Source organism: Hymenobacter fodinae, from assembly GCF_004745825.1.
Lineage (GTDB): Bacteria > Bacteroidota > Bacteroidia > Cytophagales > Hymenobacteraceae > Hymenobacter > Hymenobacter fodinae.
Map to the genome: position 1 here is coordinate 251,175 of NZ_SRLA01000006.1, position 19,476 is coordinate 270,650.

A 19,476-nucleotide genomic window follows, 5' to 3' on the forward strand; every position below is an offset into this window, starting at 1 on the left:
TGTCCTCTCCGCAAATGGAGGTAGTATCATTACAGCGCAGTATGTTAGGCAGCTGCGTAATCTAAATTATTGTGCAAGAAAGCCACCACTGGAATTGGCTTAGGCCTTATAAGTAACAAATGAGCTCTACCTGTTATTGAGTTTACAATCCTTTAACCGAAACAGCCAAACTCAGCTTTATTATTTAGCAGTGAGTTAAAAACGTGGGCTCGAAAACAAGTTAGTTCTTGTAGCCAATACCAAAACATTAGCATAACTGTTCTACTCAGCGAGCCTCTATTAGGAAATACAAGCCTTTTAGAACCTAGTGACTACGTATCACTTAGTGGGTGACATAGCTCGCCTCGGACATAAACTGAGTTGTCAGTTGTGCTGACTTTTACCGTGCTACGAGCCATTTCCCGTACCTTGTGGGGCTTTTATCTGGTTTACACGTTGCTGTTTTCTATTCGCTTGTATCAGTCTGCACTTTCTATTCTGGTTCGGCAAGGGCTGCTGGTTGGCATTCTGCTGATTGTGGGTCACACGGGAGTGGCTCAACCGGCCCCTTGCGCAGGCTCCGGTCGGTTTTGGGTTGTTTTCACCGACAAGAAAGGCCAGCAGTTTTCCCCAACTCACTACTTCGCTCCGCAGGCGCTGGCACGGCGGCAGCGGCAACACCTGCCCATCGCCGACAGCACCGATTTTCCCGTGCGCCCTGCGTACGTAGCTAGCGTGCAGCAGCAAGTAAGCTCAGTGTTGCTGGTAAGTAGGTGGTTTAACGCCGTAGCTTGCCAAGCTACACCAGCTCAAGCCGCAAGCGTACGGTTGCTACCGGGCGTGCGCTCAGTAGAGGCCTTGCCGGAGGCGGCTCTGCTGCCTGCGGAAAGGCTAGTCGAGGACCAGGGAGCTTCCATGACACTCTCAGCCACCGACCGCCAACTGGCCCGGCGCCAAACCTTAAGCTTGGGTGGTAGAGAATTTCAGGTGGCTCGCTTAACGGGGCAAGGAGTGCGCATTGCAATTTTTGATGTGGGGTTCAACGGGGCTGACCAGCACGTGGCCTTTGCGCACCTGCGGCAGCGGAAAGCCATTGTTGGGACGTACGATTTTCTCAAGCATTCCCCCAACGTATACCAGGGCGGCACGCACGGCACCGAAGTCCTATCCTGCATTGCGGGGCGTCTGCCCGACAGTACCTACCTAGGCCTCGCGCCTCAAGCTGAGTTTCTGCTGGCTCGTACTGAGCAGATGTACCGGGAGCGGTATGCAGAGGAACTAGCCTGGCTGGCCGCCGCTGAGTGGGCCGACCGCAACGGGGCCGATATCATTAATTCGTCTTTGGGCTATACTACCCGGCGCTACTTTCCAGAGCAGATGAACGGCCGCACTAGTTTGGTAGCCCGCGCTGCAGAACTAGCCGTGCGCAAAGGTATTCTGGTAGTGAATGCGGCTGGCAACGACGGCGACGACCGACAGTGGCGCACCGTTGGGACCCCCGCCGATGGGGATTCCGTGCTGGCCGTGGGGGGCATTGATCCGGATACTTACCTCCACATTGACTTCAGCAGTTACGGTCCGACTGCGGATAAGCGCCTGAAACCTAACGTGGCGGCTTTTGGCACCGTTATGGCCGCCGCGCCGGGTGGCTACGTGCGCACGCAGGGGACTTCGTTTTCGAGCCCCCTCATGGCTGGGTTTGCGGCCTGTGTGCTGCAACAGCAGCGTAATTTACCCGTCATGACGTTGTTTCGGCAACTGCAGGAGGCGGGCAGTTTGTATCCGTACTTTGATTACGCCCACGGGTATGGCATGCCACGGGCGGCTTTTTTCACGCGGGGAGCCAACGTTAAAGCACCCGTAAAACCATCCTTTGACTTTGTCCGGCAGGATTCAGCTGTTGCCGTAATTATTCGCCCCGAGGCGGCCTTCATTCCGGCCCGTACGTTGCCCCTCTACGCCGATTCTGTGCGGGCCGTGACGCCAGACCAGGCAGCAGCTCCCGTTGCTAAGCTAGGCCAGGAGGAGCCGCATCCGGAAACTCCGGATGCTCCTGACCCGGACCCTGTGTTGGGTCCTGTGCCCCCCGATTACCTCTACTGGCAGATTCTGGATGCCGCTGGGGTAGTGCGCCGGTATCAGGTGCTGGAAGTAACCCAGCGGGCCGTGCTGCGCGTGCCGCTACGGCGCCTGCGCTCCGGTGATGTACTGCGCGTGCACTATCGGGGCTTCACCCACGTGTATTCTGCTTCATGAGAATTCTACCAGCTGCCTTTATCGCGGCCCTTGCACTAACGGGAGCTGCGCGGCAGAGCGCGGCCCAGCGGGTACTGCTGCGCTCTACAACCAGCCTCGATACCGTGCGCTCTAGCTACGGGCCTAATCGTGCGTTCTTTCGGCATATGTACCTGAGCTACCTGCCCATAGTTGGGTCGGCTGGTGGGCCGGGCGCAGAGTTCCGACCGTTTAAGTCGGCTGAGTTTTCGTTGGGAGTGCGGCACAAGTATCGCTTATCCAATACCACCGCCCTGGGCTTCGACCTGCGCTACACTCGTCTCAACTATAGCTTGGCTCAAACCGATGATAAAGTGCTGCCTACTCCCGATAAGCATCACTCCGAGGCCTTGGTTCTGCATAACCTGATTGCGGAGCCCTACGTGCGACTGAATTTTGGACGGCGGGGCAACGTAGTAGGCCACTACTTCGACCTGCTCGGTTGGGCCGGATGGGTGGCCGGCACGGTGCACACCTACGAAGACCGCCCAGGTGCCCGCGGCGCATCTCGCACTGTAGTGCACGAGCGCGGGCTAACCTATGTGCGCCGTTGGTCGGCGGGGGTAGGGGCCCGGATAGGCTCAAACCGGTACGCAGCCGTGGTACGCTACCGCTTAACCGATACCTTTACTAAGGCTGCTTCAGCTACTTACCCCGATTTGCCGCGGTGGTCAGCCGGACTGGAGCTAGGGCTTTTTTAAGTTTTGTAGACCACTGCAGCTAGATTGTTTTCTGTAAGTGGATGAAAATGTGCTAAAAAGGTCTTATCCAGCAGAAATATAAAACCAGGGCTTAGTGGTTAAGCGTAAAAAGCAATGCAAGGCCCTTTTGTACAGTTTAGTGGCAGTCGACCTGCAATTTGCTGACAGCACACTGTTGTGCGGTTTTCCCGAAGTTAACCTTCGGAAAAGCTGCCCGGCACTCGGTCGAACGAAACTCCTCTGGTATAATAATGGCTAGGCCACCCGACTATGTTCTTATCTGTCGGGAGGATTCGTACTTTGGCGAACTGAAAGATGGTTGACGTATCACAGATGAAAAAATATATACTCCCCGTAGCCTGCGCTCTGTTGCTGGTGCAGACTACCTCGTGTATCAACACTGAGCGTGAAGTGGGGACTTCCAAAAACGCCCAAAAAGTATTTACGCCTGCCCCGGAGGGTAGCCGCTCCCGGCTGTCAGATCGGAGCATATTGCGTACGGTGAATGCCACCCACTACTTCTCCAACCCCAAAACCAAGGACAACTTTATCCTGCAATTGCGCGGGACTAAGATTGCTACGGCGCAGGCGAATTTCATCATTGTAAGTAGCGCCGGCGATACGCTGCGGAAGGAGATAATGCCAGCCTCGGCGCTCATTAACGAGCGAGACCTAGCGGACCCCCAGGCCGCCACCGTCCGCGACAAGGAAATTGCCATTCTGCAGGGCATGAACAGCTTTTTCCGCGACGATCATTTCGTGCAGCCAGCTATTCCAAAAGCTTCCGTGCAGCCTGAGAATGTGGATGCGCAGTCTTGGAGCAGTGTGAAGGAGGATAACCGCGCCGTTGGTTTCGACTACGTGGGAGCCGGTGGCCGTGAGCGGCGTCTGGCCTACTCCAAAAAGCTCAGCCGAGCGGTAGTAGTGGCAGAGTAAAACCACGCGCCAATTTGTAAATCATTCGAAAAAGCCTGACTACTGCTAGTCAGGCTTTTTTATGTTCATGGGAAGTGTCTGGCCAGGCCAGGAAAGAAAAACGCGGTGCAGCCCCCTTGAGAAAGCTACACCGCGTTGTACTCCAATCACCGGTTCAAAAATACGGGCCACTGCATGAACGCTGCATGAAGCTGCAAGCCCAAATGCAGATTTTGTGAAAGTGGCCTAGGAAGCACTGGGAGCCAGCCACCCCACGCGGCCATTCGTGCGCCGTACCAAGCGGTACCCCGCAAATTCGCCCAGCACCGCCACGGTAGTTTTAGCGGGTACCGAGTCGAGGGCCTGCGCATTGGCTTGGGGCAGGGCGTACAAATCAGCGGCGGTGGCTAGCGCCTCTCGACGCAACGGCTCAGCCTTGAGAACTGTGCGCGAGGGCACAAACCCGGTCCGGCCGGTGGGCAATTGCACCCGCAGCCAGTCGGCGGTTACGCCCAGCACCAATAGGGGAGTAGGCCGGGCCGTGGTACCCACCGTGGTGCTTTTGGCGGCGGGGCTTCGGTGCAAGGCTAATTTAGGGTCTTTCGCCCGCACCCACTGGCCTAGGCGCTCGGGCGCAAGCCGGGGTGGCGCAGGCAACACATCGGGGCGGCGCACAAAGGGGAATGGGTCCACGGCCCCACGTCCGCCGCGGTACACACCGAAGTGTAAGTGTGGATTAGTGGTGCGGGCGTTGCCGGTGTTGCCCACCAAACCCAGCGTATCTCCAATCCGGACTTGCTGGCCCGGCTGCACCAGTTGCTTATCCAGGTGAGCGTAGTAGAGATGCTGTCCGTGCTCAGAGTCGGCAAGCCACACCACTAGGCCACCTAAGTTCGTCTCGTTTACCCGCGTGATAAAGCCATTTGCGGCAGCAATGGCAGGCGTACCGCGCTTAGCAAAAATATCGATGCCCTCGTGGCGGCGGGCCCCACCGTCGCGGTCAGAGCCCCAGAAGCTACCCACGGCAGCATCGTTCTTGCCCCGCACCGGAAAGCTCAGGCTCGGTTCCCGCTGCACCCGCAGAGTGTAACGGCCGGCCCGCAGCAGTTCCGGCTGCACCCGCAACACATGCTGCTGGTCGTTGTCGGCGGTGTAGCGGAAGGAGAGGTCGGTGGTATCAGCAGAGGCTAGTAGAGCGGGCTTGGCGAGGGAGGGCCGCAGCTCAAACGCATCGAGGAAGACACGCGCATCGGTGCCGGGTGCCAGCTTCAGGCTCACGTGAATTGTTTCGCCGTTTCGCACTTTGTAGCGGTAGCCGACGGCGGTGGCGCGGTCAGCGGGGAAGAAGCCACTTTCCTGGAAAGGCAGCGTAATAGTCAGGGAATCACGCAGAGCCTGTTCGGCGGCGCGCAGCCAGTCACGGCCCAAGGCCGTTTCATCAAGGCGGGCCTGCCGCAGTCGGCGGGCATATTCCTCGTGAGGAGTTGATTTCTGAAAGATGCCCTGTAGCGTCTGGCTTTGGCTGCAGGCAGTAAGAAATAGGACGAAAAAAACGGCAGGCAGGGCACGAAGGCGATGCAGCATGGAGCAGGGTCAGGCAAGAATAAATAGGTAATAGGATAAACCCCAGCCAGAGGCTAGTAGTTCGGTAAGCAGTATATCAGCCCCCAGATTGCCCCGGCCGCTGCTCGACTCTCATGATGGCGCAGAACAGTCGGCGGGCACCGCTACCTTTACTTTCCCAACCACGCACCCTCCACCCATGCTCCACCTCACCGAATGCCCCCGCGACGCCATGCAGGGCTGGCCGACGTTTATTCCCACCGCTGATAAGATTGCCTACCTCAACGCCTTGCTGCGGGTTGGTTTCCAGACCCTCGACTTTGGCTCCTTCGTGTCGCCGAAAGCCATTCCGCAACTCGCCGATACCGCAGAGGTGCTCGACGGGCTCGACCTAGGCCAGTCGGGCACGCACTTGCTGGCCATTGTGGCTAACCTGCGCGGGGCCGAAACCGCAGCTCAGCACCCCCAAATTCGGTATATCGGGTTTCCCCTGTCGGTTTCCGAGACCTTCCAGCAGCGCAACACCAATAAGAGCATTGCCCAGGCCCTCGATGATGTGGCGCGCATGCAGGAGTTGTGCGCCCGCACCGGGCAGGAGCAGGTAGTGTACCTGAGCATGGGCTTTGGTAACCCCTACGGCGACCCGTGGAGCCCCAGTGTGCTGGGAGAGTTTACTCAGAAACTAGCCGATCTGAACGTGGGAATCGTGGCCCTGTCGGATACCATTGGGGCCTCCACGCCCGCCACCATCAGCCCGGCCTTCCAAGAACTGACGGGGGCTTTTCCTGACATCCGCTTCGGTGCCCACCTGCACACCACCCCCGATACCTGGCAGGAGAAAGTGCAGGCGGCCTACGAGGCTGGCTGCCGTCATTTTGACGGAGCGCTAGGTGGCTACGGCGGCTGCCCCATGGCCGCTGATCAGCTCACTGGGAACATGCCCACCGAGCGCCTCATAGAGTTTGGGGTAACAGTAGAGGAGGAGCCCGTGCTTAACTTGGAAGCCCTAACAGATGCCTTAGAGCTAAATCAGCGCATTTTTGCGGTTCATTAACCGTACTTTGTCATTCCTACGCCAGAGGAAACTGGGTTAGCCTCCAGACCAGTTTCCTCTGGCGTAGGAATGACATTCTTCTTTTCCTATGCCAGCCCCTCAAGTCGACCTGTTTATTCCTTGCTTCGTAGATCAACTGTTTCCGGAAACCGCCATGAACATGGTGAAAGTGCTGGAAGCGGTGGGCTGCGAAGTGCATTACAACGCCGCCCAAACTTGCTGCGGGCAGCCCGCCTACAATGCCGGCTACAAACAGCAGAGCCGGGAGGTAGCCTGCAAATTCCTCGACGATTTTCCCACGCAGCAGGAGCGCTACATCGTGAGCCCCTCAGCCTCTTGCATTGGAATGGTGCGCAACACCTACGCCGAGTTGTTTGAAGGCACTCCCGAAGCAGGTCGCTACCACGGTGTAGAGCGACGGGCGTTTGAAATGACGGAGTTTCTGGTAGATGTACTGGGTGTGAAGACCATCCCACAGGCGCGGTTACAGGGCAAATACACCTACCACGACTCCTGCTCGGCCCTGCGGGAGTGCGGCATCCGCGAAGCACCTCGCCTGTTGCTCGACGCTGTACCTGGCCTAGAGCGCCTGGAAATGGCCGAAACCGAAACCTGCTGCGGATTCGGGGGGACTTTCGCCGTGAAGTTTGAAGCCATATCCGTCGCTATGGCCGAGCAAAAGGTAGAACACGCCCTGGCCACCGGCGCCGACTACCTCATCAGCACCGACACGAGCTGCCTCATGCACCTCGACGCCTATATCCGCCGCGAGAAAAAGCCGATCAAAACCCTGCACGTGGCTGATGTGCTAGCCAGTGGCTGGTAGGCCAGTAGGTAGCGCACGCATGAAAAGGCTCTTGCTAACATGGGTGACTTACCTAGGAGCAGTGGCTTTGCTCTCCTGCCAAACGGGACCCAGCCAGCTAATAGGGGTTGGTGCCAAAAACTCTGCTGAGGCTAAGCCCGAAATTTTCACCCAAAACAAAGAGTTTGTCTATCAGGTGAGCCGTTTTAAGGACGGCCGGGCCATCATAACAGATACGGTGGTACTCACCTCCATAGGCACTGCCTGGAAGATGGACACCACGCAGAAGGAAATAGGGTGGAGCAGCAAAGTTAGTGGTACTCAAAGTGGTACTGGCGTGGAAGAAAGCCCAAGTGGGGTCTGGATACATCCGCCGCGGTTTGACGAGTACGCTATTCTGGAATTGAGTCCATTTCCGGAGGTGAGGCTGCCGTTCAGCGTAGGACAGGAATGGGACTGGGAATTAAGCGTTGGCTCACACTGGTCGAACCCGGCCTGGGCCGTATGGAAGGACCGCATGGTGGTACGATCTCACTACAAAGCTGGCGGCGAAAAAAACATTCAGACGCGCCTAGGCCAGTTGACATGCTACGAGGTTACGGCTGTGGCCACTTGCACGGCTGGCAAAACCACCCTAGTTCTCCTGTTTCATCCGCAATACGGATTCGTGGAGCTCGACTACCGGAACATGGACGGGAAACGGATGCGGTTTCAATTGGTGTCGTCCGGAATAATCAATGAATTTCACGGGGCAACCTACTTCGATAAGCCCCTTCCTTGACAACACACGGCCTGCTCTTTCTGAGAAGGAGCAGGCCGTGTGTTGAGAAATCCGTAAAGCAGCCGCTGAGCAGTAGCAGCCGAAGCCAGGTGGCCTAGAGCAGTTTCTGGATACGCATTTGTAAGCCTTCGGTGGCCTCGACCAGCGGCAGGCGAACCGTGGCAGCGCAAATGCCTAAGCCTGCCAAGGCTGCTTTTACTCCCACGGGGTTACTTTCCTCATACATCAGCGGGTTGAGCTCCACGAAGTCGAAGAGAAGTTGGCTGGCCGCCTTGAAGTCACCGGCCAGGGCGTGGCGGGTCATGTCAGAGAAGCGGCGCGGGAAGGCATTAGCCAATACAGAGATGATACCCACGGCCCCAAAGCTGATCAGTGAAGTAGTCATCATATCATCCCCCGAAATCAGTAGGAAGTCGGCAGGCTTGGCGGCGGCAATGGCAATGCACTGCTCTAAGTTGCCGCTGGCTTCCTTGATGCCGATGATGTTAGGGTGCTGGGCTAGCTGCAGAGTAGTGGCGGCGGTGAGGTTGGAACTCGTACGGCCGGGTACGTTATACAGCAGCACTGGTACCGGCGAGGCATCTGCAATGCGCTGGTAGTGGGCCACAATGCCGCGCTGGCTGGGTTTGTTGTAGTAGGGGCTGGCCGAGAGCAAAGCCGAAATGCCGGTTAGGTCGGTGCTTTGGATGGTGCGCACCACGGCGGCGGTGTCGTTGCCGCCAATGCCGTACACCAGCGGCACCCGGTCGGCGGCTTGCTCGCGCACTACGCGCAGTATCTCGGCCTTTTCCTCGGTGGTGAGGGTCGGCGACTCGGCCGTGGTGCCGTTGATAACGAGGTATTCTACCCCGCCATCGAGGGTGAAATCGACCAGGCGGCGCAGGGCGTCGTAGTCGACGGCGTAATCAGAAGTGAAGGGAGTAACGAGGGCTACACCAGTGCCACGGAGTTTGTCCATGCGGGAAATTAGCGGTTGATTTGTAGTAGGGAAGACCCGCAGCGAAGGTACTATACCCGCGGCGAAGGTCAGCTCGTTTCCTTCAAAAGTTCGGCTCCCCTAGGCCGGTCGCGTTAACCCCGTTCATGAAGTTTACCACTTACCCGTTACTGGCTGCGGCCACTATTACGGCGCTCAGCGCCCTCTCTTCCTGCAACGACGCTAAAACGGCTACGGCCGCCGAAAACGCTGCTTCGGCCACCGCCATTGCCGCCGACTCGGCCTCCACGGCCACCATTACTACGGCCGGCAACGCCACCGCCGCCGACGTAAGCACGGGCAGCCCAGCAACCATTCCGGCCAGCAAGCGCGCCGATGCCGCCACCATTCTGGCCCGGCCTCAGGTGCCCATCCTGTGCTACCACCAAATCCGCGACTGGCGCGCCAAAGATTCGAAGGGGGCTAAAGACTACATTGTGCCCGTGGAGCAGTTTAAGGCCCAGATCAAGATGTTGGCTGACTCCGGCTACCACGCTATTCTGCCCGACCAGCTATTTGCCTACCTGACCACCGGGGCTCCGCTGCCGAGCAAGCCCATCATGCTCACCTTCGACGACACCGACCTCGACCAGTTCACTATTGCCCGGCCCACGTTGGACAAGTATGGCTTTAAGGCCGTGTACTTTGTGATGACGGTGAGCCTAGGCCGGCCCAACTACATGACCAAGGCGCAGGTAAAGCAGCTCTCGGATGAGGGCAACGTTATCGGCTCGCACACCTGGGACCACCACAACGTAAAGAAATACCAGGGCCAAGATTGGGTGACGCAGATTGAGAAGCCCACCAAGCAGCTGGAAGAAATTACGGGTAAGAAAATCAACTACTTCGCGTATCCCTTCGGCCTCTGGAATCCCGAGGCTTTCCCTGAGTTGAAGAAGCGAGGCATGGACGCGGCCTTCGTGCTAGCCGAAAAGCGCGACCAGCAAGACCCGCTGTTCACCATCCGCCGCATTATTGCCAGCGGTTACTGGAGCCCCCGCACCCTGCACAACAGCATCGTGCAAAGCTTCTAGGCCACTACTGTGTGGGCCATATGGCTCGCGCCAGATAAAATAAAACAGCCCCACCATCCCATGGGATGGTGGGGCTGTTTTATTTGACAAGTTCAAAGAAGTCGGGTGGTAAGTTCTGCAGCGTGGTGAGAACCTCGTCACGGACTGCTTCAGAGGGGCAAGCAAACGACAAACTCCAGTTGTCAAGGTCGAAGCTGGCCTCCGTGCCCAGGACCTGAAAGTCGGCAAAGTACCCGTCCAGCGTACCCACCACGGACGGTAAGGGGAACTGATAGATATTGGCGAGGTAGGCCAGCACCAGTTGAAATAAAGCGGTTTTAACGGGCTCCATTTCAATGCTAGGCCACTGGTTGCCAACCCAGCGGCTGGGGAAGAACTGCACCATGCAGGTTACTCAGCCTTCAGACCACCTTCCTGCAACGTTTTGAAGGCACCAGCGTTGAGAACCTTCTTAATACCCTTTTCCTGGAAGAGCGCCGCCGCTTTGCCGCTGCGGTTGCCGGAGGCGCAGTATAGGACGTAAGTTTTAGTAGGATCAAGCTGGCTTACTTGGGCGGCAAAGTCAGCGGCTCGAAAATTTACGTTGCGCGCGTTGCTGAGGTGGCCGGCCGCAAATTCTTCCGGCGTACGCACATCCAGCAGTACCACGCCCGATTGAGCCAGAGCCTGCTGTACGGCCGCCAATGGAGCTATGGGCACCGCAGGGGCGGCAGGGGCAGCAGCAGTGGCAGGTGTTGCGGGTGCCGTTTGGGTCTGCCCCTGCGCAAAGGCGCCGGTGGCGGCCAGGAAGAAAACGGAGGCTAGAACTGTGGAGCGGAGCATAAACAAAACGAAGTGAGAAAGGAAGAAGGCAGAAGGAAACACCGGCGGCTGCGGGCGTGTGGTAACTGGCCTAGCCAACAGAATGTTCCTCCGCGGACGCACTAGCCATAAGCTGGCGGATGCGTCCGGTTGGCTACCTAGGAACGAGAAAGCCTAAAACAAAGAGCCTTGCTGGCCTAGGCCACCACTTGGCTTGCCTTCGGGAGTAGTGTCGTCGGTAGGGTCGGGGGCCGGAAGTAGGTCAGCCGTCAGCAAAGAGGGGGCGTCAGTTGATTCGTCCTCCTCGGGGGCATTGGTGGTAGTGGGCAACATAGCTAGCAGGTCGGCCTCGGAAATGATGGGCACCTTCAGCTCAGTGGCTTTTTCGCGCTTGGCAGGGCCCATTTTGTCGCCAGCCACCAGGTAGCTGAGCTTCTTGCTAATGCTGCCCGTCACTTTACCACCGTGCTGCTGAATGAGCTGCTGCAGGTCTTCGCGGCTGTACTGCTCAAATACGCCCGAAAGCACAAACGTGAGTCCTGCCAGTCGGTCGCTGACGGCCTGCGGAGCTTCCCCGGTCAGGGCCATCTGCACGCCGGCGGCCCGTAGGCCACTGATCAGGGCTTGGTTTTCGGGCTCCTGGAACCACGCCGCCGCCGATTCGGCAATAACGCCACCCACCTCGGGCACGGCGGCCAGCTCTGTGGCGCTGGCGGCGCTGAGGGCTTCCATAGTGCGGTAGTGGGCGGCCAGCTTTTCAGCTACGGTTTCACCTACGTACCGGATGCCCAACCCAAACAGCACCCGATCAAACGGCACCTGCTTGCTTTGCTCTAGGCCAGTTACCAAGCGCTGCACCGACTTTTCACCCATGCGCTCCAGTTGTGCCAGCTCGGCGGCTTTGGCCGGCAGGTCGTAGAGGCTGGCGGCGTCGGTCACGAGGCCTAGGTCGAAGAAGCGACCCACGGTTTCTGCTCCCAGTCCATCAATGTTCATGGCCTTGCGCGACACAAAGTGCTCCAGACGGGCCTTCTGCTGGGGCGGGCAGCCCCGGTCGTTGGGGCAGCGGAAGTGCGCCTCACCCTCCGGCCGAATCAGGGGAGTTCCGCAGGCGGGGCACTCAGTGGGGTACTGAATGGGTTGACTGTCGGCAGGCCTAGCGCTCAAATCAACGCCCGTAATTTTCGGAATAATTTCGCCGCCTTTCTCCACGAATACCATGTCGCCGAGGCGTAAGTCGAGGGCCGCAATTTGGTTGGCGTTGTGCACAGAGGCGCGCTTTACCACGGTGCCGGCCAGCGGCACGGGGTCGAGGAGAGCCACGGGCGTTACAGCGCCGGTGCGGCCCACCTGGTACTGAATGCTGTTGAGGCGGGTGCGGGCTGCCTCGGCCGGGTACTTGTAGGCAATAGCCCAGCGCGGGCTCTTGGCCGTGAAGCCGAGAATTTCCTGCTGCCGGAAATCATCTACTTTGATTACGATGCCATCGGTAGCCACGGGTAGGGTGAAGCGCTGCTTGTCCCACTCGTGCACAAAATCCAACACCTCCTCAATGGAATGGCAGCGGCGCCAAGTGTCGGAAACGGGTAGCCCCCAACTCAGCATGGCCTCCAAGGCCGCGCTGTGGGTAGGGAAGCTGGTGCGGCTAGAGGTCAGGTAAGAATAGGCGTAGAACCGTAGGCGGCGGGCTGCTACCAGGGCGGAATCTTGCAACTTGAGGGCCCCGCTGGCCGCGTTGCGCGGGTTAGCCAGCAGCTGCTCCCCGTTGGCTTCGCGCTCAGTATTTAACTCGGCAAATACCGGCAGGGGCATGAAAATCTCACCGCGAACTTCAAACTCCTTTGGCTGATTGGCGGCCGGCCGTAGGTGAAGAGGGAGGTTCTTGATGGTGCGCACATTATTGGTTACCACGTCGCCGCGGGTGCCGTCGCCGCGCGTTACGCCCTGGGTGAGCTGCCCATCCTGGTAGGTGAGGCTCATGGCCACGCCATCAAATTTAAGCTCGCACACATACGTCACATCGGCGCCTTCGAGGCCCCTACGCACGCGCTCGTCAAACTCGCGCAAATCGGCCTCAGAATAGGTATTGCCAAGGCTGAGCATGGGGTAGCGGTGCTCGGCCGTTGGAAACTGTTTGGTAATGGTGCCGCCTACCCGCTGGGTGGGGGAGTTAGGATGGGCAAACTCGGGGTACTCCTTTTCCAGGCGCGCCAGCTCGGCCAGCATGTGGTCGAATTCCTGATCTGGCACTTCGGAAATGTCGCGCTGGTAATACTGGTAATTGAGGTGGTGCAGGCGCTCAGTGAGGGCCGTTATCTGTTGCTGAATATCGGACATGGAACTTCGCTTGGGTGGCTCAGACGCTTACGGAGTGGGCGGCACAACGGGTAAATACTACGCCGCCAACATACGCGCAAGCTACGAATTGAGCGTCGGTGCTGCTCATAGAAACCGCCGGTACGCTAGTAGCATGGCCTATATTTTTATCAGCTGGTGGCCTAGCAGAAGGGTAGCCGGCATTGCCTAACTAGGCCTAGAACGCACCGAGCCCCTTCACTGGCAGGAAAGGGCTCGGGAGGTAGGGTACGGCAAGTGAGTAGATCAGTCGGCCACTAACACCCCATCCGCCTCGAAAGTATATTGTTGCTCTGGCTCCGTAATGGCCGCCACCTCTTGCTTCGATTTGCCGGCGTCCTGGGCGTAGTGCTGCAAGTCAGAAACCGGCACTGTTTCGCGGTGGGCCCAGCCATTAACCACCACCGTTTTGCCTACAATGTCTTTGGGCACGAAGAAGGCGTACTCCTTGAAGCGGACCCGCATGGGCTGTCCGTCCTTGGTTTTCATCGTCAGCCAGCAGCCTTTAGCCTGGCACACCGCGTCGGCAGTGCCCACAAGCTTCACCTGGGCTGAGTCCTTGCTCCCGAGAGCCTGCTGCAGCCTCGCAATTGGTTGGGCTCCCTCAGCACTGATGGGTGCCCCGTAGGTTTTGCCCGTCAGGGCGGGGGCAGTAGAGCTGGCGGGTTCCTGAATGGCAGCTGTTTCCGGCGACGATTGGCAAGCGGCGAACGGCAAGACTGCCAGAGCCGCAGCGAAAAGGGTACGTGGCACGTGGGAGAGCATAGGTAAAGTAGAATGAGATTGGGCTTATTTGATTTTAATCTTGCTCTTTTGTTTCAGATGCTCAGTGGCTTCTGCGTCGGAGCCCTGCCGCATGGTCAGGAGCCGGACTTGCTCCAGCTTGCCTTTCTTGTCGTAATACTCCGTCTTGACCACGCCTACTTCCGGGGAGTAGTAATCAACCATGCGTTGGCCGTTTCGCATCACCAGGTCGGCGCGGGCGGCCGTGCCACTCTCCCGCTCTGATTCCACTTTGTAGCACTGGAAAGTGCCGGCCGGCGTGGTAACAGTCTCCGGGCCGCTGACCACCTTTCGGTTTTTGATGGTAGTATACACCTTGGCAATATCCACAGCAGTACTGCTTACCTGCACCGTAATGCCCCCCGAGGGCAGGGTAGTCCCAACGGTGGGGTGGGTAGGCCAGGCCAGTGGCACAGGCTCGTAGCTAAAGCGCCGGTCGCGGAAGGAGCGGAGGCTTTCTTGGTTTAGCTCACTGGTACCATCCGTAAAGCAGGTGTCTTGTCGGCACAGGTAACGGAGGTCCTGCAGGTTCATGAGCTTGTTTTTAGTATCGTAAGCGCCGCTTTTTATAAGGGCAGTCGTGGTCGTAATTGTCTGTTTCTTGTTCTGCTCGGTGCCGAAGTTAACTACCCGGTTGCGGATGGTGCCAAGCGGTTTGCCTTTCGCATCTTGCAATTGGTATACTACCTCCATCCGATCCGTCAGCCCAAACGGGCGGGCACTTTCGGTGGGTGGCGTGGGCTGGTCCTGAGCAGTGGCGGCCGGGGCAGCCAGCACCAGCGTGCCGGCTAAACATAACAAGAAGGAATGGCAGGTCATAATGCAGAGCAGGGCTGAAGGGTAGACACTGGCAGCATACGCAGTTTACACCCTTTGGATTTTGTCTTGTTGGGCTTGGGACGCCGCCCGCTGGCCGCACCCCAAATTGAGCTGGTGCAAATGACTTGCCAATCACAAGAACGCACAATGGTTTCAGAGGCTAATGTAACTTGCGCGCCTCCCGGCCGTTCGTTACGTACGGGCCTGCGGGGCTGGGTATAGGAAGCGGCGGTTGTCTGGTTAGTACTATGGCAACTGGCATCTTTCTAAGAAAGCCGCAGCTATATCCGTCTTACTCTCTTAACCAGAAAGCATTATGCCTGACAACAACCCGCAACCTTCCTGGGCCGATACGGCCGCCTCACTCTTGTCAAAGCTATCGGGAGGCGTAGAGCTGGCCCTGAATTTTGATCAGATGGAGTTGCAAATGCCCAACGCCCAAAACCCAAGCGCCCCCACTACGTGGCGCCTGAACGGAGCTCTCCGCATTCGGACCCGCGGTGAAAACCCGCCCGCAGCCACGCTTCCACCTGCAAACCCCACGTCCGTTGGCTAGTGGCCTAGAGATAGATGCGCAATTGGTAGTAACCCTCGATGGCGACGATGTGAAAATTGTGGCCGTGGGGACCTATCTGATTATAAATTTCCCAAGTCAGCGGGTGTTCGATAAGATTACCAGCGGGCCTCCTAAGGACCCCAATGCGCCGAAAAAGCCCAAAGACCCGAACGCTCCAGACCCGCTGAAACAGCTCAACGACCTGGCATTGCGGCTAGGCCTGGTGCTGGATATGAGGGTAGCCAACAAAACTCACGTGACCTTTGGGGCAGGCTCCGCCCCCAAGATCACATTCAATGCCGTACTTGGGAAAATAGGGTCCTTTTTCAGAGGAAACTAGGCGCAGAAATGCCCTAAAAATGGAACAGCCTTCCGGCCGATTTTACGTATCTTGCTGGTAGGCCCTCTTGCCTTCAGTGCCTTCTTGGGCTGGAACTAATGGGCTCTGGATTGGTTTGCATAACCACGAAGCTGCCCATTTTTTCAGCCTGATGAATTCGGATAGAGAACATAGAGATAAAGTAGGGGCCGGGCGTGCCTCCTCCACCTTCCAGCGGATGGAGCGCATGCCCGTTTTACTGGTCATGCTGTACCTAGGCCTGGTCGGTATAACGGTGCTCTTTGTGGTACTGGTTGCTGCCTACGCCCGCCTGCGTTTCGTGAGCGATGCGCCAGTGGGTATTTACCCCTTCCCGCGCTACTTCTCTCTGAGCACCATAGTGCTGCTGGTGAGCAGCTATACCATTAGCCAGGCCAAGCGGCTTTACCAGCAAGACGATTTATCAAACCTGGTGCGCTGCCTCGGAGCCACGCTGCTGCTGAGCAGCATCTTCGCCGGACTTCAGATTTTGGGTTGGCGGGAGTTGCTCAACCAAGGGGTGCTACTCAATGGGGTAGCCAGCGGCACGTTTATCTACCTCATTTCGGGGCTGCACGTGGTGCACCTGCTGGGAGGGATGTTGTTTCTGCTGGCGCTGCTGCTGCGTACTATCCACGCCTCCCGCGATGGGGTTCGCACGCTGGTGTTTATTCGCAACCCCTACCGCCGGTTGCAGCTGCACATGATTACCGTGTACTGGCACTTTATTGATGTGCTGTGGGTGGTACTCTTTGCCGCCTTCCTGTTCTTGTATTGATGCATCGTTGGCTTACTGCACGACCGTCTCCAGATTCTTTGTGAAACTGGAGACGGTTTTTTATTTCATAACCCTGGCCTAGCTAGTTAGCGAATTTGCAGTCATGTGCTAAAGCCAGAAATCCTGTCCGTCTGCGTACCTTGTTGCTACCCGTTATTGGGTTGGTTGCCTGCGCTTGGCCTTTTATTGTCTTCCAATCAGCTTTATGTCTCGATTTTTACCGGCTTTAGTAGCGGGGCTGCTACTGCTAGGCCAGTCTGCCTTGGCCCAAGTGCCCACGTACCAAGCGCGGCCCGCTGATATCCTGGGTGCTGCCGATGCCTGCGCCCAAGCCCGAATAGGGGAGGTCAACCGGGTGGCCTACGCCAGCCTTAACCACCGCCAGAAGATGGCCCGCTACGATGTCAGCTTTTATAAGCTGGATATAGGCCTAGAGAATAACTCCCGCAGTGTGGGTGGTTCCGTGCGCATTAAAGCCCGCTCCTTGGTGGCTACGTTTGACTCGTTGGCATTTGAGCTGTACCCAACCCTGGTCATTGACTCGGTAGTAATAGACGGCCGGAAAAGTCCGGGCTGGCGCCGGGCCGGCGGTGACGTAACCGCCGCTTTGCAGCAGCCCGTGGGTGCGCAGGCGTTATTTAATGCCCTTATTTACTACCATGGCACCGCTCCCAGCGGCAATTCAGCTGCCATTGGCAATGCCCTCAATACGGCCGTTGCTCCCACGTACGGGGTCAGCACCACCTGGAGCCTGTCGGAGCCCTACAACGCCTATGAGTGGTGGCCCTGCAAGCAGGTGCTCACCGACAAAGCCGATTCCTCAGAAGTTTGGGTGACCACCTCGGCCATCAATAAGGTGGGCTCTAATGGGTTGCTTCGGGCCGTAACGCCCCAGCCCAACGGGAAAGTGCGCTACGAGTGGAAATCAAAGTACGCCATTGATTACTACCTGATATCGGTGGCGGTAGGGCCCTATGTAGAGTACATCAATTACGCCAACCCCGTGGGCGGCCCCCGCATCCCAATTGTCAACTACGTATATAACCAGACAGCGCTCAGCAACTACCGCGCAGAAATTGACCGCACACCTGGCTTCATTGAGAACTATTCCCGGCTGGTAGGCCTGTATCCGTTTGCGGCGGAGAAGTACGGCCACAGCATGGCACCCATTGGGGGAGGCATGGAGCACCAGACCATGACCACTCAAGATGGCTTTACCTTCACGCTCACGGCCCACGAGCTATTTCACCAGTGGTTCGGCGACAACGTGACCTGCGGCGCTTGGGAGGATATCTGGCTGAATGAAGGCTTTGCTTCCTACGGGGAGTACCTCTCACTAGGCCAGTTCGCTTCAGACACTGACGCTAGAAGGTGGATGGATCAGGCTCACGCTTCCGCCATGACGGCTCCCGGTGGTAGCCTATTCGTGTCGGACACCAGCAACGTAAACCGCATTTTTAGCTCGCGCCTGAGCTATAAGAAGGGGGCCTCCGTTGTTCACATGCTACGCTACCTGCTGCATGATGATGAGAAATTCTTCCGGGCGTTGAGAACCTACCAAGCTACGTACGCCGGTCGTACGGCCCGCACTCGCGACCTGCAGCGCATTTTTGAGACTGAAGCAGGGGTGCCGCTACAGTATTTCTTCGACCAGTGGTTTCGGGGGGAGGGGTACCCCACGTTCGCAGTGCGGTGGAACCAAGTGGGCCAGAGCATCTTCCTACAGTCCACCGAAACGGCTTCTATGCCCGCCGTTACTCCGTTTTTCGCCACCGATCTTGACTTGCTGCTGCAATTCACGGATGGTACCAGCCGCACAGTGCGTCTGCGTCAGAACCAGCCCATCACCGACCTAGGCCTCTCGGAAAGTCGGACACTCAGTGCCATTACCATCGACCCAGACCAGTGGGTGCTCAACGGTGCCGGCTCCGTAACCCGCGACAATGGACTAGTGCTGGCCAGCAAGAACGCCGCCGCAGTTGCCTCAGTAAGTGTGTACCCCAATCCTTGTGTAGGCCAGCTGCGCATTGCGGATCTGGGGGCAACGCGGGCGCAGGCCGAAGTGCGCGATGCTACTGGGCGTGTAGTGCTGCGGCAGGCAGTAGCTGGGTCGGCGCCGGTTCTACATACTCAGCACCTAAGGCCAGGTATCTACCATCTGCACCTAACGACACCTGATGGCAGCGTATCGCAGGCGCGTTTTGTGCGGGCTGCAGAATAACCGGGCACCTACCAAAAATACACCAAGGGCTTCCTCAACTGAGGAAGCCCTTGGTGTTTTAAGCAAAAATACTCCCTATTTGTGAGCGTATTTTTTGATCAGCTTTTGCACCTCAGGAGTGGCGGCGGGCATGTCAAAGATGGCCGCTAACATCTCGTCGAAAGAGTGAGCGGGGGTGAAGATGGCATTAGCAAAGGGATTGCTGAACAGGCGCAGAAACCCAGGTTGCCCATTGACGCTCACTAGATCAATAGTAATGTTGCCGTAGAGCTGATTGCAGCGGCCAGTTTGGGTGCAGTCGCGCGGTTGCGGCTTCAGAAAGTGCTTGAAAATAGTTTCGGTGTAGGAGGCGTGGCGCACGCTCCGCTGGTCGGAGGTAGCAAGGTTGTAGCCCAGCGCCAGAACCCGGTCGCGGATGTAATCGAAGAGGTGGCGGAAGTTGCCGGGTCCAATGCTGGGGTCGTAGAAAAACAAGGCACCCTGGCGGCCCTCATCGTGCAGCAGTTGCACTCGAAACTGCTGATTGGGTAGGCCTGCTTTCTGATAATGATAGGCTTTAAAATAGGGTCCCATCCAGTTTAGGTACACTTGCTCCTGCACCCATTTCTGTCGCAGGCGCTCTTCTGCCGCGCTACGCTGCAGGGGCTGCCACTCCGTAGAAGGAGCCGCATCAGAAGAGGAAAATAGCTTTTTAAGGAAAGGTAACAAGGCGGGGAAGTTTCA

At 57.7% G+C, this 19,476-nt stretch carries 19 protein-coding genes; 11 read left to right on the top strand and 8 right to left on the bottom strand.

Annotation, left to right across the window (positions count from 1 at the left end):
* Positions 1-369 precede the first annotated feature (369 nt).
* The 3 genes from EU556_RS23520 (at position 370) to EU556_RS23530 (ending at position 3,890) form a co-directional block, all read left to right on the top strand.
* Positions 370-2,235, top strand: a complete 1,866-nt coding sequence (locus EU556_RS23520; RefSeq protein ID WP_135436694.1) for a S8 family serine peptidase — start codon at positions 370-372, stop codon at positions 2,233-2,235.
* On the top strand, positions 2,232-2,954 hold the full coding sequence (locus EU556_RS23525; protein ID WP_135436695.1) for a hypothetical protein: 723 nt from the start codon (positions 2,232-2,234) through the stop codon (positions 2,952-2,954). Before EU556_RS23520 ends, EU556_RS23525 begins: the two co-directional genes overlap by 4 nt.
* A 333-nt stretch (positions 2,955-3,287) precedes the next feature.
* Positions 3,288-3,890, top strand: a complete 603-nt coding sequence (locus EU556_RS23530) for a hypothetical protein (RefSeq protein WP_135436696.1) — start codon at positions 3,288-3,290, stop codon at positions 3,888-3,890.
* A gap of 225 nt (positions 3,891-4,115) precedes the next feature.
* Here EU556_RS23530 and EU556_RS23535 read toward each other — a convergent pair whose 3' ends face one another.
* Positions 4,116-5,453 (bottom strand): M23 family metallopeptidase, encoded by a 1,338-nt coding sequence (locus tag EU556_RS23535; RefSeq protein WP_135436697.1) that lies wholly within the window; start codon positions 5,451-5,453, stop codon positions 4,116-4,118.
* A gap of 178 nt (positions 5,454-5,631) precedes the next feature.
* On the opposite strand from EU556_RS23535, the gene EU556_RS23540 reads away from it, so the two are divergent.
* The 3 genes from EU556_RS23540 to EU556_RS23550 all read left to right on the top strand — a co-directional run bounded on the left by EU556_RS23540 (position 5,632) and on the right by EU556_RS23550 (position 8,072).
* Positions 5,632-6,486, top strand: a complete 855-nt coding sequence (locus EU556_RS23540; RefSeq protein WP_135436774.1) for a hydroxymethylglutaryl-CoA lyase — start codon at positions 5,632-5,634, stop codon at positions 6,484-6,486.
* A gap of 88 nt (positions 6,487-6,574) precedes the next feature.
* Positions 6,575-7,312 (top strand): (Fe-S)-binding protein, encoded by a 738-nt coding sequence (locus tag EU556_RS23545; protein WP_135436698.1) that lies wholly within the window; start codon positions 6,575-6,577, stop codon positions 7,310-7,312.
* Positions 7,313-7,373: 61 nt separating this feature from the next.
* Positions 7,374-8,072, top strand: coding sequence for a hypothetical protein (locus EU556_RS23550; RefSeq protein ID WP_135436699.1), 699 nt, complete (start codon positions 7,374-7,376; stop codon positions 8,070-8,072).
* A 94-nt stretch (positions 8,073-8,166) separates the two neighbouring features.
* On the opposite strand, the gene dapA is transcribed toward EU556_RS23550, so the two are convergent.
* Positions 8,167-9,030, bottom strand: coding sequence for a 4-hydroxy-tetrahydrodipicolinate synthase (dapA, locus tag EU556_RS23555; RefSeq protein ID WP_135436700.1), 864 nt, complete (start codon positions 9,028-9,030; stop codon positions 8,167-8,169).
* Positions 9,031-9,155: 125 nt separating this feature from the next.
* On the opposite strand from dapA, the gene EU556_RS23560 reads away from it, so the two are divergent.
* Positions 9,156-10,082, top strand: coding sequence for a polysaccharide deacetylase family protein (locus EU556_RS23560; protein WP_135436701.1), 927 nt, complete (start codon positions 9,156-9,158; stop codon positions 10,080-10,082).
* 79 nt (positions 10,083-10,161) lie between these two features.
* Here the strand turns inward: EU556_RS23560 and EU556_RS23565 are convergent, their stop codons facing one another.
* The 5 genes from EU556_RS23565 to EU556_RS23585 all read right to left on the bottom strand — a co-directional run bounded on the left by EU556_RS23565 (position 10,162) and on the right by EU556_RS23585 (position 14,840).
* Positions 10,162-10,467: a hypothetical protein gene (locus EU556_RS23565; protein WP_135436702.1), complete on the bottom strand. Its 306-nt coding sequence runs from the start codon at positions 10,465-10,467 to the stop codon at positions 10,162-10,164.
* 5 nt (positions 10,468-10,472) lie between these two features.
* Positions 10,473-10,904, bottom strand: coding sequence for a rhodanese-like domain-containing protein (locus EU556_RS23570; protein ID WP_135436703.1), 432 nt, complete (start codon positions 10,902-10,904; stop codon positions 10,473-10,475).
* Positions 10,905-11,057: 153 nt separating this feature from the next.
* Positions 11,058-13,220 (bottom strand): NAD-dependent DNA ligase LigA, encoded by a 2,163-nt coding sequence (gene ligA / locus EU556_RS23575; RefSeq protein WP_135436704.1) that lies wholly within the window; start codon positions 13,218-13,220, stop codon positions 11,058-11,060.
* 264 nt (positions 13,221-13,484) lie between these two features.
* Positions 13,485-13,991, bottom strand: coding sequence for a DUF4920 domain-containing protein (locus tag EU556_RS23580; protein WP_245327864.1), 507 nt, complete (start codon positions 13,989-13,991; stop codon positions 13,485-13,487).
* Positions 13,992-14,027: 36 nt separating this feature from the next.
* Complete coding sequence (locus EU556_RS23585; RefSeq protein WP_135436706.1) at positions 14,028-14,840, bottom strand: TapB family protein; 813 nt, start codon at positions 14,838-14,840, stop codon at positions 14,028-14,030.
* A 316-nt stretch (positions 14,841-15,156) separates the two neighbouring features.
* On the opposite strand from EU556_RS23585, the gene EU556_RS23590 reads away from it, so the two are divergent.
* The 4 genes from EU556_RS23590 to EU556_RS23605 all read left to right on the top strand — a co-directional run bounded on the left by EU556_RS23590 (position 15,157) and on the right by EU556_RS23605 (position 18,753).
* Positions 15,157-15,396, top strand: a complete 240-nt coding sequence (locus tag EU556_RS23590; protein WP_135436707.1) for a hypothetical protein — start codon at positions 15,157-15,159, stop codon at positions 15,394-15,396.
* Entirely contained in the window at positions 15,341-15,736 is a 396-nt protein-coding gene (locus EU556_RS23595; RefSeq protein WP_135436708.1) for a hypothetical protein, read from the top strand. The genes EU556_RS23590 and EU556_RS23595 overlap by 56 nt, the downstream gene beginning before the upstream one ends.
* Before the next feature lie 226 nt (positions 15,737-15,962).
* Entirely contained in the window at positions 15,963-16,532 is a 570-nt protein-coding gene (locus EU556_RS23600) for a cytochrome c oxidase subunit 3 (RefSeq protein ID WP_245327865.1), read from the top strand.
* 205 nt (positions 16,533-16,737) lie between these two features.
* Positions 16,738-18,753, top strand: coding sequence for a M1 family aminopeptidase (locus EU556_RS23605; protein ID WP_135436710.1), 2,016 nt, complete (start codon positions 16,738-16,740; stop codon positions 18,751-18,753).
* A 75-nt stretch (positions 18,754-18,828) separates the two neighbouring features.
* Here EU556_RS23605 and EU556_RS23610 read toward each other — a convergent pair whose 3' ends face one another.
* Positions 18,829-19,461, bottom strand: coding sequence for a hypothetical protein (locus EU556_RS23610; protein WP_135436711.1), 633 nt, complete (start codon positions 19,459-19,461; stop codon positions 18,829-18,831).
* Between the last annotated feature and the right edge of the window lie 15 nt (positions 19,462-19,476).

Coding starts and splice junctions, on each gene's coding strand:
- EU556_RS23525 (WP_135436695.1), top strand. CDS start 2,232: ATGAGAATTCTACCAGCTGCCTTTATCGCGGCCCTTGCACTAACGGGA.
- EU556_RS23530 (WP_135436696.1), top strand. CDS start 3,288: ATGAAAAAATATATACTCCCCGTAGCCTGCGCTCTGTTGCTGGTGCAG.
- EU556_RS23535 (WP_135436697.1), bottom strand. CDS start 5,453: ATGCTGCATCGCCTTCGTGCCCTGCCTGCCGTTTTTTTCGTCCTATTT.
- EU556_RS23540 (WP_135436774.1), top strand. CDS start 5,632: ATGCTCCACCTCACCGAATGCCCCCGCGACGCCATGCAGGGCTGGCCG.
- EU556_RS23545 (WP_135436698.1), top strand. CDS start 6,575: ATGCCAGCCCCTCAAGTCGACCTGTTTATTCCTTGCTTCGTAGATCAA.
- dapA (WP_135436700.1), bottom strand. CDS start 9,030: ATGGACAAACTCCGTGGCACTGGTGTAGCCCTCGTTACTCCCTTCACT.
- EU556_RS23560 (WP_135436701.1), top strand. CDS start 9,156: ATGAAGTTTACCACTTACCCGTTACTGGCTGCGGCCACTATTACGGCG.
- EU556_RS23565 (WP_135436702.1), bottom strand. CDS start 10,467: ATGGTGCAGTTCTTCCCCAGCCGCTGGGTTGGCAACCAGTGGCCTAGC.
- EU556_RS23570 (WP_135436703.1), bottom strand. CDS start 10,904: ATGCTCCGCTCCACAGTTCTAGCCTCCGTTTTCTTCCTGGCCGCCACC.
- ligA (WP_135436704.1), bottom strand. CDS start 13,220: ATGTCCGATATTCAGCAACAGATAACGGCCCTCACTGAGCGCCTGCAC.
- EU556_RS23585 (WP_135436706.1), bottom strand. CDS start 14,840: ATGACCTGCCATTCCTTCTTGTTATGTTTAGCCGGCACGCTGGTGCTG.
- EU556_RS23590 (WP_135436707.1), top strand. CDS start 15,157: ATGCCTGACAACAACCCGCAACCTTCCTGGGCCGATACGGCCGCCTCA.
- EU556_RS23600 (WP_245327865.1), top strand. CDS start 15,963: ATGCCCGTTTTACTGGTCATGCTGTACCTAGGCCTGGTCGGTATAACG.
- EU556_RS23605 (WP_135436710.1), top strand. CDS start 16,738: ATGTCTCGATTTTTACCGGCTTTAGTAGCGGGGCTGCTACTGCTAGGC.